Source organism: Microvirga sp. RSM25 (assembly GCF_044784385.1).
GTDB classification, from domain to species: Bacteria; Pseudomonadota; Alphaproteobacteria; order Rhizobiales; family Beijerinckiaceae; genus Microvirga; species Microvirga tunisiensis.
The window spans coordinates 960,837-974,555 of record NZ_CP173039.1 but is presented as its reverse complement, the minus strand read 5'-3'; the positions used below and the strand labels follow the sequence as shown (position 1 = coordinate 974,555).

Below are 13,719 nucleotides of genomic sequence, written 5' to 3'. Positions count from 1 at the left end.
TAGTTCGCTCTCCCAGAGCCAATGAAAAAGGCCGAGCGAGCCCGGCCTCTCTCGAATCGTCGGCCTGTCAGAGCTTAGGCAACCTTCGGACCGATCACGCCTCGGCGAATCTGGTCTTCTTCGATCGATTCGAAGAGGGCCTTGAAGTTGCCCTCGCCGAATCCGTCATCGCCCTTGCGCTGGATGTACTCGAAGAAGATCGGCCCGATGGCGGTCTTGCCGAAGCGCTGGAGCAGCACTTTCGTGAAGCCGCCCTCGACCACGCCCTCGCCATCAATCAGAATTCCGTTTCTCTTGAGGCGATCGAGAGGCTCCTCATGGCTGGGCAGGCGCTTGTCGATACGGCCGTAATAGATCTCGTTCGGGGCGGGCATGAACTCAAGCCTGCCCTCGATGAGCGTCTCGATGGATTCGTAGAGATCGTGCGCGCCGAGAGCCACGTGCTGGATGCCCTCGCCCTTGTATTCCTGCAGATATTCCTCGATCTGCCCCGTCTCGCCCGCGTCCTCGTTGATCGGGATGCGAATCTTGCCGTCCGGGCTCGTCATGGCGCGGGAGTGCAGACCCGTCAGCTTGCCTTCGATGTCGAAGTAGCGAATCTGGCGGAAGTTGAAGAGGCGCTCGTAGAATCCTGCCCATTCGTTCAGGCGCCCGCGATAGACGTTATGGGTCAGGTGATCGATGTAATAGAGGCCGACGCCCTTCGGCTTCGGGTCGGGCTCGCCCAGCCATTCGAAGTCGACATCGTAGATGGAGCCTTTCGCGCCATAGCGGTCGACGAAATAGATCTGCAAGCCGCCGATTCCCTCGATGGCCGGGATCTCGAGCTCATTGGGGCCGATTTGCGTTTGAACGGGTCTGGCACCCATGGAAAGCGCGCGGTCATAGGCGTATTTCGCATCGGCGACCCGAAAGGCCATGGCCGGAGCCGACGGACCGTGCTGGCTGGCGAAACGCTCGGCAAAGGAGCCCGGCTGCGCATTGACGATGAAATTGATATCGCCCTGGCGATAGAGAATGACGTTCTTCGAACGGTGCCTGGCGACGGCGCTGAAGCCCATCGTCTTGAAGAGACGATCCAGAGCCTGCGGGTCGGGATGGCAGAATTCCACGAATTCGAAGCCGTCGGTGCCCATGGGGTTCTCTTCGGAAATGGCGGCTGGCGGCGCATCGTGCGGGAACGGACCCATGATTATCCTCCTGTTGTGCCTCTGCCGATCGAGAGGCCTCCGGTTGTGAAAACAACGCATTCGCCCCTGTGACGGATGCGATTCTTCTTCAGGTTGCGTCGGGCTGATTGGCCGGAGCGGCGTCCTGAAAGGCTTTGTGCGCGGCGCAAGCCGCATCCACCGCGGCGATCTTCGGATAGGCATCGAGCGGGACGTCGAAGCGCCGAGCGTTGAAGACCTGCGGCACGAGATAAACGTCGGCCAGCGTGATCCGGGGACCGAAAGCATAGGGTCCTGGCCCGAGCAGGGTCTCGATAACCTCGAAACCCTCCCGCACCCAATGGGCATACCATTCGTCGGCAGCTGCCTTGTCGTGCCCGAGCCGGTTCTTGAGATAGGCCAGCGTTCCGGAATTGTTGAGCGGATGGATATCGCAGGCGATCAGGCTGGCAATCGCCCGCACCTTGGCGCGGTTGACGGCACCGACCGGCAGCAAGGGAGGCTCCGGATAAACCTCGTCGAGATATTCGAGGATGGCCGGAGACTGGATCAGCGTCGTGGCGCCGATATCGAGGGATGGCACGCGCTTCTGAGGATTGACGGCCTTGTAGCCCTCCTCGCGCTGCTCCCCTTTCAACAGATTGATCGACACCGATTCGTACGTCACGCCCTTCAGGTTGAGGGCAATCCTGACCCTGTAGGCGGCAGACGAACGGAAATAGGTATAGAGCTTCACGCGTCACCCTCCTCGACACTCTGAGGCGCCAGCGACCGGGCCTGCTGGGTGAGCTTGTCGATCAAGGCGGCAAGCGCCTTCTGTTCCTGAGGCGTCAGGACCGACAGGAGACGCTCCTCGACGGCAAGAGCCTCAGGAGCCACCGCCTCGTAGATCGCCCGCCCTTCCGGTGTCAGGGCCAGCCACTCCTCCCGGCGGTCCTCGAGATTGGGGCGACGAACAATGAGGCCGCGCTTCTCGAGCGCTGAGACGGCCCGTGAAACCGTGGACTTATGCATGACGCCATCGGGTGCCATGTCCCGCGCCGTGCGGGCCTCATATTGCCCAAGGGTCACGATGACCCGCCAGGCCGGGATCGAGAGACCGAAGCGCTCGGCGTAGATCTGGGCGAGCGCACTCGACGTCAGTCCGGCCAGAACATTGAGCCTGTACGGCAGAAACTGCTCCAGAACCACCAGCGGCTCGGGCTCTCTCTTCTTCGCTGCAGATCCAGTTGCCATCGTCACGTCAATCGTTGCATAGGCAACCAATAGCAGAATTCGTTGCACGGGCAACTAGATTTTCTGACCTTAGGTCAAGTGCGATCAAACAAAAACGGCGCGGTCGGTTGATCCGACCGCGCCGTTTTTGGAATCTTGCGATTATGCCGAGCCGTTAGTACTGACGAAACCTAAGGCCCTCGGAGCATGGCCGCTCTCGGCCTACGCCCGCCCGCGGGTGCGGATCATGAAGGTGTCGAAGGCGTATTCGTTGAGCTGCCACCAGGGCAGAACATCGTTGCGATAGGCCACCATGGAATCGTAGGCCTTCTTGAAATCCGCGTTCTTGGCCGAAAGCTCGGTATAAAGCTCGTTGGCAGCCTTGAGAGAGGCTTCCATGATGGCCGGAGAGAAGGTGCGTAGCTCCGCGCCGGCGCCGACCATGCGGCGCAGGGCTTGGCCGTTCACCGCGTCGTACTTGGCCAGCATCCAGTTGTTCGCCGCTTCCGTCGCCTGGTTCATGATGGCTTGGTACTGCTTTGGCAGCTCGTTCCACTTCTGCTGGTTGACCACGAGGTGCAGCATGGCGCCACCCTCCCACCAGCCGGGCGCGTAATAGTATTTGGCAACTTTCAGGAAGCCGAGCTTCTCGTCGTCGTAGGGACCGACGAACTCGGCCGCGTCGAGGGTGCCGCGCTCCAGCGCCGGATAGACGTCGCCGGGAGCGAGCTGCTGCGGCACGACGCCGAGCTTGGCCAGGACCTGCCCGCCCAGGCCGCCGATGCGGAACTTGAGGCCCTTCAGGTCGTCGACCGTGTTGATTTCCTTACGGAAGAAGCCGCCCATCTGGGTGCCGGAATTGCCGCAGACGAGGGAGGTGCAGTTATACTTGCCCATCACCTCGTTGATGATCTCCTTGCCGCCGGCGAAGTGCCACCAGGAATGGAGCTGACGCGCGTTGAGGCTGAACGGCAGGCCCGTGCCCATTCCCAGAGCCGGCTCCTTGCCGATGTAGTAATAGAGCGGGGTATGGGCGCATTCCACGGAACCGTTCTGCACCGCGTCCATGGCCTGCAGGCCCCCGACGATCTCGCCGGGGGCGAAGACCTGGATCTGAAACTTGTTGTCGGTCGCTTCCGCCATGTACTTGGCGAAGGTCTGGGCGGTGCCGAAGATCGTGTCCAGGGATTTCGGGAAGCTCGAGGTCAGACGCCAGCGGATCTCCGGCATGCTCTGGGCAATCGCCGGAGCGGCCACCGTACCGGCCGCAACTGCCAGCCCTGCCCCCTTCAGGAAGTTTCTTCTCTTCATCGTCGTCATTGGCGTTTCCCCGGAAAGCATTCTGTTGCAAGTTGAATGGACCATAACAACCTGGTCGGTGGCAATGAAGCTCTCTTCCCTCAACCAAGGCCGTGACGGCCGCCTCGTCATCGTGTCGAAAGACCTGACCCGCGCGACGGATGCTTTTTTCATTGTTCCGACGCTTCAGCAAGCCTTGGACAATTGGGAAAAAGTCGAGCCTCAATTGCGGGATCTCGCGGAGCAGCTGGAGCACGGCTCGATCCCGGCCTTCCGCTTTCACGAGCACGACTGCGCCTCGCCCCTGCCCCGTTCCTATCAATGGGCGGACGGCTCGGCCTATGTGAACCACGTCGAGCTGGTGCGGAGGGCTCGCGGCGCCGAGATGCCGGACTCCTTCTGGACCGACCCGCTCATGTATCAGGGCGGCTCCGACTCCTTCCTCGGGCCGCGCGACCCGATCCAGGCGATCGACGAGGCCCACGGAATCGACTTCGAGGCCGAAATCGCGGTGATCACCGACGACGTCCGGATGGGCGCGACGCGGGAGGATGCAGCCCGAGCCATCCGGCTGATCGTTCTGGTCAACGACGTCTCCATGAGAAACCTGATCCCCGCCGAGCTGGCGAAGGGCTTCGGCTTCTTCCAGGCCAAGCCTTCCTCGACCCTCTCGCCCGTGGCCGTCACGCCCGACGAGCTGGGCGACGCCTGGGACGGCGGCAAGCTCCACCTGCCCCTGCTCTCCAGCCTCAACGGCAAGCCTTTCGGCAAGCCCGATGCGGGCGTCGACATGACCTTCGACTTCCCGACCTTGATAGCCCACGCGGCCAAGACCCGGCCGCTCGGGGCCGGCACGATCATCGGCTCCGGCACGGTCTCCAACAAGGACGAGGCCGGCGGACCGGGCAAACCCATCGATCAGGGCGGCCTCGGCTATTCCTGCCTCGCGGAGCTGCGCACGGTGGAGATACTTCTCCACGGCGAGCCGCGCACCCCCTTCATGCGCTTCGGCGACACGATCCGCATCGAGATGAAGGACAAGGCGGGCCACTCGATCTTCGGCGCCATCGAGCAGGAAATTCAAGCCTATCAGAAGGAAGGCTGAAGCCTCGAACGGTCGGGCCTCAACCAAAAAAGCCGCCGGAACTCTCCCGGCGGCCTGACTTAGGAACAGCGGAAACTCTTACATGGCGCGGGCTGCGCCGCCGCTGAGGCTCTGGACATGTTCGAGATGCATTTCCAGGACAGGCAGGGTCGCGCCGGCGAACTGTGCAAGCTGCGGCACGTCGCCGTTCTGCGAGTAGGACGTGAACAGGGCCACGGCCTCCTGGTGCGCCATGAGCTGGGCGTTCACATAGGCCGCATCGAAGTTGGGGGCGGCTTGGACGGTCGCCAGCATCTGCTGGTGCTTGGCGTTCATGGCGGGGGGCGGCGTCGGCAGGCCGGCGCGGCGCACCACCGACGTCATGCGGCGCGAGGCTGCGTTGTGATCACGGATCATCTGCTGGGCGAAGCGACGAACCTCGGGGTCGCGCGAACGCTGCAGGGCCAGGCGGCTCGACTCGATCTCGAACAGGTTCGAGGACGTCGCCGTAGGCACGAATTCGGCCGCGCTGGTGACCGCAACGGGTGCAGGAGCCGAGGCCATCGGGGTCATGCATCCGGCAACGCCAAGCGCCAGGGCGCTCGAAACAAACAATATCTTGAGGTTCATCGCAGAAAGTCCTTCCTCCGCCCGACCCCGTATGGTCGAGCTGACGGCTCCCCAACGACGGCACATCCTCCTAAGTTCCTAATGCCCCGGAGTTTTTTGCTTCAGCGGGGCTCATAACTTTCAAGGACGCTCGGAACGGTAGGCGATTCTCCAATGCGCTCTAGTTTTGCTCTTCGACGAAGAGAAATGGAGCGCCTCATGGATGATCATGTCTACAAGATCGTCGAACTCGTCGGCTCGTCCGAAACCAGCATCGAGGATGCCATCCAGACGGCGGTCCGCCGCGCGAGCCAGAGCTTGAGAAACCTGCGCTGGTTCGAGGTCGTCCAGACCCGCGGCCATGTCGCGGATGGCGAGGTGCGCCACTATCAGGTGGTGCTCAAGGCCGGGTTCACCCTGGAGGCGGGGGAGTAATCCGCCGTTTGCCCATTCGACTCGAACAGCGGCACCGGACACTCCACAGTCATTCCCGCGAAGGCGGGAATCCATAACCGCTGGCGTCTCAGGACAATGTGCCAAATGTTGTGCATCGTTCTTCACCGGTTGCGGTTATGGATTCCGGGCTCGGCTACGCCGCCCCGGAATGACGGGAGAGGGTGTCATTCCCGCCCGGAGATGGCAAAAGCCATCGGAGGGGAAGTGAATCCACTCGTACCCTCGGCACGATGGACCCCCTTCCCGCATTTCGTGCGCCGGGGGTGACACACGACCACGTCATGGCGGCCTCGTGCCGGCCATCCCGATCCTGTGAAGCGATGCGCTTTTCCAATCGAGATCACCGGCACAAGGCCGGTGATGACGTGAGACTGAACACAAGGCCCGCACGACCTTTCCCCGTCATGGCCGGGCTTGTCCCGGCCATCTCGATTGCTTTGAGGGCAGCGTTCATCATGATCGGGATCACCGGGACAAGCCCGGTGATGACGGGAGATTTGCAGCGCGATCCGCCCGCTACTTCACCTCGGTCTCATAGATGTAGAGCGTGGACTTGTCGTCCTCGGGCATGAAGTAGCCGCGGATCCCCGCATCGCTCGTCTCCATCCAGACCGGATTGTGGGTCATGTCGAACCCTGAGGCGGTCCAGAGCAGCACCGGCGTCTGGAAGATCGGGCGGCCATCGGCGAGGTTGACGAGATCGAGCCCGCCGAGGCGGAACGGGGCGGCCTCAGGCGTCATCCGCATCTCCGTCACGCCGGAGCACAGCATCCGGCTTTTGCCGGCATATTTGCAGTCCTGGTAATCGAGATAATGAGACGTGTTCAGCGCCCTCAGCTTCTCAGGGTTTTCGCTCGCGTTCGTGGGCTTCCCATTCGCATCGAGAGACCAGCGGTAGAAGCGGCGCGAGCCCCAGCTCACCCCATGCAGGCTCTTGTCGTCGGTGTTGTGCACCACGCCGCCGACATGATCCGGAAAGCGGAACATCTCCTCGGCCTTCATGGTCTCCGGATCGACGCGATAGACGATGGAGCGGCTGTTCGGCCGGTACTCGGCCACGGGAACCCAGATATGCTTCCCGTCGAAATCGATCCCGCCCGGATGATAGATCGTGCCTTCGCCGAGGGTGATGTCGGCAATCAGGTTGCCTTTCATGTCGATCTTGAACAGGTGCCCGACGCCGGCACCCGTATCGCGGTCGTATCCGTCGACCGGCTGCGGGAACCGCTTGGTCGGCTCCTTGATCTCGACCGAGGACACGAACAGCGTATCGCCGATCTTCACCATGCCCTGCGGGTGATGGGTCAGGAAATTGATCGGCACGGCCGAAACGGGCTTCCACTGGGTGCCGCGCGACAGTTTCGTCACACGCTCGGCCAAGGCGTCCCGGTCGGGCTCCGCGGCCATGAGAGCCGCGGGCGCGACCCCGAGGCAGAGCATCGTCAGAATCGTGGTCAGGCAACGTCTCGAAAAGCAGTCCATCGCGTTCCTCCGTCAGTGACGATCCGCTTCTAGCGAGCGGGTGACGTCACTTTAGTGAAGCAGAGGATCTTGTCAGCTTCTCTCTTCACGTCATCACAGGCCTTGTCCCGGTGATCTCGGCTGGAAAGGCGCTGCGCTCCAAACAATCGGGATGGCCGGGACAGGCGCGGCCATGACGTGGAGGGGGTGCAACGGCGTCATTCCCGTCCGGAAGCGGCGAAAGCCGCTGGAGGGAAGGGAATCCATCAGCTCTGAGCGTGGAATTGGATCCCCCTTCCGGTCCTTCGCACCGCCGGGGATGACGGCAGATGGAATGATAGCGCCAGCAATCTCCATGAGGGCTGAACGCCTTCCCCATCCTCTCACGTGATGGCCGGCCCTGTGCCGATGATCTCGCTTTCAACTCTCTCACACCTCATCCTGAGGAGCAGACCCAGTCTGCGTCTCGAAGGAGGATCCAGAGAGCACTGAATCCTCCTTCGAGACGGTCGCTTCCGCGACCTCCTCAGGATGAGGGCAGTGCGTCTTAAAGCACGGATGACCGGCACAGGGCCGGCCATCACGTGGTGACTGACATTCCTCGAAGGACGCACAGCGGAGAAGAGGTCCATAGCGCCGTACATGGCCTGCCCGGCCCTACCCCTCCAACTCCTCCCGCAGCATCTCCAGCTCCAGCCACCGCTCCTCGGCCGCGTGCAGCTCCGTCTGAAGCTGCGTGAGCGCATCCATGGCCTTCTGGAAGCGGGCCGGATCGCGGGAATAGAGTTCGGGATCGGCGAGGATCTCCTGCACCTTGGCGATCCTGGCTTCCATCTCGCCCATGCGCTTCGGCAGCGTCTTGAGGTCGTGCTGCTCGTTGAAGGAGAGCCTGCGCTTGCCTTGCGCCGGAGCCGAGACAGCCGGCCTGTCGGCGCTCCTCGGCTTCGATTCCTTCTCGACGACGCGGGCCTGAACGCCCCGGCCGCGCTGGGCCACCATGTCCGTGTAACCGCCCGCATATTCGAGCCAGCGCCCCTCGCCTTCCGACACCAGGACGGAACTCACCGTGCGGTCGAGAAAGTCGCGGTCGTGGCTGACCAGGATCACGGTGCCGGAATAGTCCTGGATCATCTCTTCGAGGAGGTCGAGGGTTTCCAGATCGAGATCGTTGGTCGGCTCGTCGAGCACGAGCAGGTTGGACGGTTGGGCCAGGGCGCGGGCCAGCATGAGGCGGTTGCGCTCGCCACCCGAGAGCACGCCCACGGGGGTGCGGGCCTGCTCGGGCGAGAACAGGAAATCCTTCATGTAGCCGATGACGTGCTTGGTCTGCCCGCCGATGGTGACCGTATCGCCGCGCCCGCCGGTCAGGGTCTCGACCACGGTGGCGTCGGGGTCGAGGCTGGCGCGGCGCTGGTCGAGGGTGACCATCTGCAGGTTGGAGCCGAGGCGAACCCGACCCCCGTCCGGATCCAGGACACCGGTGAGCATATTGATGAGGGTCGTCTTGCCGGCGCCGTTCGGACCGATGATGCCGAGGCGGTCGCCGCGCAGGACGCGTAAGGAAAGGTTCGACACGATGGCGCGGTCGCCGTAGGTCTTCGAGATGCCCTCCGCCTCGACCACGAGAGTGCCGGACTGCTCCGCCTCGGCCAAACTCACATTGACCGTGCCAACGGCGCGCGTGCGCTCGCGGTATTGCTGGCGCATGGCGTGGAGGTTGCCGAGGCGCCGTACGTTGCGCTTGCGCCGTGCCGTCACTCCGTAGCGCAGCCAGTCCGCTTCGGCCACGAGCTTGCGCCCGAGCTTGTGGTGCTCGGCCTCCTCCTGCTCCAGGACCTGATCACGCCACTCCTCGAAATGGGCAAAGCCCCGATCCATGCGGCGCGTCCTGCCCCGGTCGAGCCAGATCGTGGCCTGGGAGAGGCTCTCCAGGAAACGGCGATCGTGGCTGATGAGCACCATCGCCGAGCGGAGGCTCTTCAGCTCGCCTTCGAGCCACTCGATCACCGGCAGGTCGAGATGGTTCGTCGGTTCGTCGAGCAGCAGGATGTCGGGCTGAGGCGCCAGCACGTGGGCAAGCGCCGCGCGGCGGGCCTCGCCGCCGGAAAGGTCGGCGGACTTCTCGTCTCCGGTCAGACCCAGCTGCTCCAGCAGATAGCGCGCCCGGTAGTGGTCGTCGCCCGGTCCAAGCCCCGCCTCCACATAGGCGAGCGTCGTGGGATAGGCGGAGAGATCCGGCTCCTGCGCCAGATAGCGCACGGTTGCTCCCGGCTGCACGAAGCGCTTGCCACGGTCCGCCTCGATGAGCCCTGCGGCGATTTTAAGCAGGGTGGACTTGCCCGAGCCGTTGCGGCCGACAAGGCAGGCCCGCTCGCCCGGGGAGACGGAAAGCTCGGCACTCTCGACCAACGGCGTGCCGCCGAAGGTGAGCGCGATATCTTGAAGGAGAAGAAGAGGAGGAAGCGCCATTCCCGCTCACCTGACACCTCTCAGTCGCAGATGCAAGACCGCCCGCCTCCGTTAAAGCATCGGACCCGAAGTGGATGGCACGTTTGGGATCGATCCGATGCTCACTTTCAGCTGGCGCATCGTTCGGCGTGACCCGAAGGGCCGCGTCAGCGAATAACCGGGCCTCTTTTTCCGCACGATGCGTGAGAAGGGTGGACGGTCATCGAAGTTTGTGATCCCCTTCCGATGTTAAGCTGAGCGTTTGAATGACACTGACGAGGCGTCTGCTTCTTCTTGCTTTGATCTCGGTTCTGCCGGCGATCGTCATCTGGACCTACACGGAAGTCTCATTGCGCCGTGCCCGGGAGGCTGAGGTGAATGACCTCGCCATCAGGCAGGCGCAGCTGGTGGGCGCGGAGCTCGAGAGGGTCTTCGACGGCATCCACAGCCTGCTGCTCGCCGTGGACGAGACCCCCTCCATCCGCGCCTTCGACACGGCTGCGTGCAGCCCCTATCTGAAGGCCATTCAGGAAAAGGTTCCCTATATTCTCTCCTTCGTGGCGATGGACATCAGCGGGCATATCCGCTGCCGCCCGCTCGGGACCATCGATACGCAGCACTATTTCGCCGACCGCGCCTATTTTCACGAAGCCCTGAGCAGGCTGGGCTTCGTCGTCGGGGATTACACCCCCGTCTTCGAGGAGGGCGGGCTTGCTCCCCAGCCCGTGCTGCCTCTCGCGCTGCCGATCTGGAACGACAGAGGCGACGTGGTCGGCGTCCTGGCGGCGGCCCTGGATCTGGCATGGCTCAACCAAAAGGTGAAGGAGCGCACCGTGCCGGAGAACGGCTCGGTGACGGTCGCCGACCGAAGAGGCATCATGATCGTGCAGCATCCTCATCCGGAGCGCATGCTCGGAAAGCTGCTCCCTCAGGAATATTTGGCGCAAGCCAGCGCAAAGACCATCGGGACCGCCGAAACCATCAGCGCCGACGGCCTCAAGCGTATCGTCGGCTACATCCCGCTCGCGGTTCCGCCGCGTGACATCTACGTCAACGTGGGCCTCTCCACGAGGGCTGCCTTCGCGTCGATCAACCAGGCGGCGAGACGCGGCTTCATGCTCATCGCGGCCGCACTCATCCTCGCCCTTTCCCTCTCCGCCCTGCTCAGCCGCGCCTTCATCACCAAGCCCTTCGAGATCGTCACGGACGGCATCCGGGCCTGGCGCCAGGGCGATTACCAGGCGCGCATCGACCTTCCGGGAAAGTCCGGGGAATTCGGCATCCTGGGGCGGGCGTTCAACGATCTGATGGACGACGTGGCCGAGCGGCAGCACGCGTTGCAGGCCAGCGAGGAGCGCGCGCGCCTCGCCCTGGAAGCAGGCCATATGGGGACCTGGTGGTACGACCCCAACAAGGGTGTCGGCGGCTGGTCCACCCAGGCGACCGCCATGCTCGGGTTTCCGCATGCCAGCGAGGTCATGGATCACCAGCATTGGCTGGACATCCTCCATCCCGAGGACTTGGATCGGGTCGTTCGGAAATGGCACGATTCCGTCAAGAACCAGGGCGACTACCAGGACGAGTATCGGATCCGGCTCCCGAACGGCGATCTTCGATGGATCAACTCCAGGGGACGCGTCTTCTTCGATATTCAGAAACGGCCGGTCTATTTCATCGGCATCTTCCAGGACATCACCGAACAGAAGCACGCCGAAGAGCAGCAGCGCTTCTTCCTCGACGAGCTGAACCACCGGGTGAAGAACACCTTGACCACCGTGCAGTCCATCGCGTCCCAGACCCTGCGCACGACGGAGACCTCGGCGCAGTTCAAGGAAGCCTTCGAGGGCCGCCTGCTCGCCCTCTCGAAAACGCACAACCTGCTGACCCGGAAGTCCTGGCGCGAGGCGGAACTGCGCGACGTCGCCGAGCAGGAACTAGCGCCTTATCGCAAGCAGGGCGACGAGCGGGTCGTTCTCGACGGGCCGAATGTCAGGCTGCCGGCGCGCTACGCCATCAACCTCGGCCTCGTGCTGCACGAACTGGTGACGAATGCCGCCAAGTACGGGGCGCTCTCGACCAATGCGGGGCATCTCGACATGAACTGGACCGTTGTCGAGAACGAGGATCGTCCGGATCAGCTGCGCATCCACTGGACGGAGAGCGGCGGGCCGCCCGTCGCGCCGCCGAAACGCCAGGGCTTCGGCTCGCGCCTGATCCGCCGCAGCATCGAGGGAGAGCTGGGCGGCTACATGGTGCTCAACTTTGCGGAAGGCGGTGTCTCCTACGACATTTCGGTGCCGCTCGCCCAGGCGTCCAAAGCATCGGATTCGAAAGTCGATTCCACGTTCGAGATCAATCCGGTACTTCCTTCGTAAGGTACGCATCCTCAGAGTGGAAAACCGGGACCGCTGTTCCGCACGATGCGCTAGCGCAGCAGCATAGACAGGAGACGGTTCATGCGGCTGCCATAGGGCGGCCTCGTCATGCCGGCTCCGTTGAGACGGGCCTGGTGGAAAACGGACCTCGCATGGCTGAAGGTTCTAAAGCCTGCCTCGCCATGATAGGCTCCCATGCCGCTCGCTCCCACGCCACCGAAGGGCAATTCCTCCTGCACGCAATGGAGGAGCGTATCGCTGACGGCGACGCCGCCCGACCGGGTGCGCTCGAGAACGCGATCGATCGTCTTCCGATCGTGGCTGAACGGATAGAGCGCCAGCGGATGCGGCCGCGCGGCGATGAAGCGGCAGGCCTCATCGACATCGTCATAGACCACCACGGGCAGCACCGGACCGAAGATTTCCTCGCTCATGACGAGCGCATGATCCGGCACGTCGGTCACAATGACGGGAGCGATCTTTCGTTGCGCCGGATCGAACGTTTCATGGCCTGGATTGATCTCGTGCAGGCAGGCGCCACAGGACCGGGCATCCGCCACGAGATGGTGAAGGCGCTCATAATGCCGCTCGTTGATGATGGCGGTGTAATCGGGATTGACTGCAAGCGTCGGATAAAGCCGTGCCACGGCATCTCGAAAAGCCGCAATGAAAGCCTCTTTCCTGTCACGCGGCACCAGCACGTAATCGGGCGCGATGCAGGTCTGCCCGGCATTGAACAGCTTGCCCACGGCAATGCGCTCCGCCGCCTTTTCGATGGGATAGTCCGCCATCAGGAGCGCGGGAGACTTTCCTCCGAGCTCCAGCGTCACAGGCACCAGATGGTCGGCCGCCGCCTGCATGACCTGACGCCCGACCGACGTGGAGCCGGTGAAGAACAGGTGATCGAACGTCAACCTTGAGAAAGCCTTCGCCACATCCGGCCCGCCCTGCACCACCGCGACCTCGGCCGGATCGAACACCTCGCCGATGACCTGTTCCAACAAGGCGGATGTGCGCGGCGTGATTTCGGACGGCTTGATCATGACCCGGTTGCCTGCCGCCAATGCTCCGGCGAGCGGCGAGAGCGTCAGCTGGACCGGGTAATTCCACGGGCTGATGACTCCGACGACGCCGAGGGGCTGATAGAGAATGCGCCCCGTTCCGGGCTGGAACATCCATTCGATCGGCCGTCGCCGCGGCTTCATCCATGTGCGGAAATGCTTGCGGGCATGGCGCAAGGCCGCAACGACGGAATAGACGTCGGCGAGCTTCGTCTCGTGCACGGAGCGATGCCCGAAATCCGCCGCGATGGCGGTCGCGATATCGTCCGCATGACGGATGAGGGCGTTCGCCAGTCCATCGAGACACTCGGCCCGCCGCTCGGGCGAGAGAGGCCCGTGCTCGGCCGAGGCGGCGCGCTGCGCGTTCAGGCAGGCCTGCAGCCGGTCTCTCACCGGATTGGGAACGGCATCGTGCACGGGGTCGGGTCTCCGCTTGATGAACGTCATGATATGGCGGAGCTGAAACCATTCTCAACATGGCATCGGCCAAGACGGATTGACGAAGCGGCAGAGATCGCAAGGATGAGCCTTTCCCTCCAGCA

The 13,719-nt window shown here is 63.2% G+C and carries 11 protein-coding genes; 3 read left to right on the top strand and 8 right to left on the bottom strand.

Annotated features, from left to right (window positions below; genetic code table 11):
* Positions 1 to 74 precede the first annotated feature (74 nt).
* From hppD to ACD578_RS04665, 4 genes are all read right to left on the bottom strand, one after another.
* Positions 75 to 1,190: a 4-hydroxyphenylpyruvate dioxygenase gene (gene hppD / locus ACD578_RS04680; protein ID WP_404291307.1), complete on the bottom strand. Its 1,116-nt coding sequence runs from the start codon at positions 1,188 to 1,190 to the stop codon at positions 75 to 77.
* An 88-nt stretch (positions 1,191 to 1,278) separates the two neighbouring features.
* Positions 1,279 to 1,905: a maleylacetoacetate isomerase gene (gene maiA / locus ACD578_RS04675; protein WP_404291303.1), complete on the bottom strand. Its 627-nt coding sequence runs from the start codon at positions 1,903 to 1,905 to the stop codon at positions 1,279 to 1,281.
* Positions 1,902 to 2,405: a MarR family winged helix-turn-helix transcriptional regulator gene (locus tag ACD578_RS04670; protein WP_404291301.1), complete on the bottom strand. Its 504-nt coding sequence runs from the start codon at positions 2,403 to 2,405 to the stop codon at positions 1,902 to 1,904. The genes maiA and ACD578_RS04670 overlap by 4 nt, the downstream gene beginning before the upstream one ends.
* A 201-nt stretch (positions 2,406 to 2,606) precedes the next feature.
* Positions 2,607 to 3,695: a TRAP transporter substrate-binding protein gene (locus ACD578_RS04665; RefSeq protein ID WP_404293699.1), complete on the bottom strand. Its 1,089-nt coding sequence runs from the start codon at positions 3,693 to 3,695 to the stop codon at positions 2,607 to 2,609.
* 73 nt (positions 3,696 to 3,768) lie between these two features.
* On the opposite strand from ACD578_RS04665, the gene ACD578_RS04660 reads away from it, so the two are divergent.
* Entirely contained in the window at positions 3,769 to 4,788 is a 1,020-nt protein-coding gene (locus ACD578_RS04660) for a fumarylacetoacetate hydrolase family protein (protein WP_404291299.1), read from the top strand.
* Positions 4,789 to 4,866: 78 nt separating this feature from the next.
* Here ACD578_RS04660 and ACD578_RS04655 read toward each other — a convergent pair whose 3' ends face one another.
* Positions 4,867 to 5,397: a DUF4142 domain-containing protein gene (locus ACD578_RS04655; RefSeq protein WP_152710436.1), complete on the bottom strand. Its 531-nt coding sequence runs from the start codon at positions 5,395 to 5,397 to the stop codon at positions 4,867 to 4,869.
* 198 nt (positions 5,398 to 5,595) lie between these two features.
* Here ACD578_RS04655 and ACD578_RS04650 point away from each other — a divergent pair, with 198 nt between their 5' ends.
* A complete protein-coding gene (locus ACD578_RS04650; protein ID WP_152710437.1) occupies positions 5,596 to 5,811 on the top strand; it encodes a dodecin in 216 nt (71 codons plus the stop codon).
* A gap of 537 nt (positions 5,812 to 6,348) precedes the next feature.
* Here the strand turns inward: ACD578_RS04650 and ACD578_RS04645 are convergent.
* Both ACD578_RS04645 and ACD578_RS04640 read right to left on the bottom strand, forming a co-directional pair.
* A complete protein-coding gene (locus ACD578_RS04645) occupies positions 6,349 to 7,314 on the bottom strand; it encodes a DUF6454 family protein (RefSeq protein ID WP_404291296.1) in 966 nt (321 codons plus the stop codon).
* 636 nt (positions 7,315 to 7,950) lie between these two features.
* Complete coding sequence (locus tag ACD578_RS04640) at positions 7,951 to 9,762, bottom strand: ABC-F family ATP-binding cassette domain-containing protein (RefSeq protein WP_404291294.1); 1,812 nt, start codon at positions 9,760 to 9,762, stop codon at positions 7,951 to 7,953.
* Positions 9,763 to 10,007: 245 nt separating this feature from the next.
* Between ACD578_RS04640 and ACD578_RS04635 the strand changes: the two genes are divergently transcribed.
* Complete coding sequence (locus ACD578_RS04635; RefSeq protein ID WP_404291292.1) at positions 10,008 to 12,116, top strand: sensor histidine kinase; 2,109 nt, start codon at positions 10,008 to 10,010, stop codon at positions 12,114 to 12,116.
* A gap of 50 nt (positions 12,117 to 12,166) precedes the next feature.
* Here ACD578_RS04635 and ACD578_RS04630 read toward each other — a convergent pair whose 3' ends face one another.
* Positions 12,167 to 13,594 (bottom strand): coniferyl aldehyde dehydrogenase, encoded by a 1,428-nt coding sequence (locus ACD578_RS04630; protein ID WP_404291290.1) that lies wholly within the window; start codon positions 13,592 to 13,594, stop codon positions 12,167 to 12,169.
* Positions 13,595 to 13,719 lie beyond the last annotated feature (125 nt).

Excerpts from the sequence above, each read along its gene's own strand:
- hppD (WP_404291307.1), bottom strand. The coding sequence starts at position 1,190 with ATGGGTCCGTTCCCGCACGATGCGCCGCCAGCCGCCATTTCCGAAGAG.
- ACD578_RS04670 (WP_404291301.1), bottom strand. The coding sequence starts at position 2,405 with ATGGCAACTGGATCTGCAGCGAAGAAGAGAGAGCCCGAGCCGCTGGTG.
- ACD578_RS04665 (WP_404293699.1), bottom strand. The coding sequence starts at position 3,695 with ATGAAGAGAAGAAACTTCCTGAAGGGGGCAGGGCTGGCAGTTGCGGCC.
- ACD578_RS04660 (WP_404291299.1), top strand. The coding sequence starts at position 3,769 with ATGAAGCTCTCTTCCCTCAACCAAGGCCGTGACGGCCGCCTCGTCATC.
- ACD578_RS04655 (WP_152710436.1), bottom strand. The coding sequence starts at position 5,397 with ATGAACCTCAAGATATTGTTTGTTTCGAGCGCCCTGGCGCTTGGCGTT.
- ACD578_RS04650 (WP_152710437.1), top strand. The coding sequence starts at position 5,596 with ATGGATGATCATGTCTACAAGATCGTCGAACTCGTCGGCTCGTCCGAA.
- ACD578_RS04645 (WP_404291296.1), bottom strand. The coding sequence starts at position 7,314 with ATGGACTGCTTTTCGAGACGTTGCCTGACCACGATTCTGACGATGCTC.
- ACD578_RS04640 (WP_404291294.1), bottom strand. The coding sequence starts at position 9,762 with ATGGCGCTTCCTCCTCTTCTTCTCCTTCAAGATATCGCGCTCACCTTC.
- ACD578_RS04635 (WP_404291292.1), top strand. The coding sequence starts at position 10,008 with ATGACACTGACGAGGCGTCTGCTTCTTCTTGCTTTGATCTCGGTTCTG.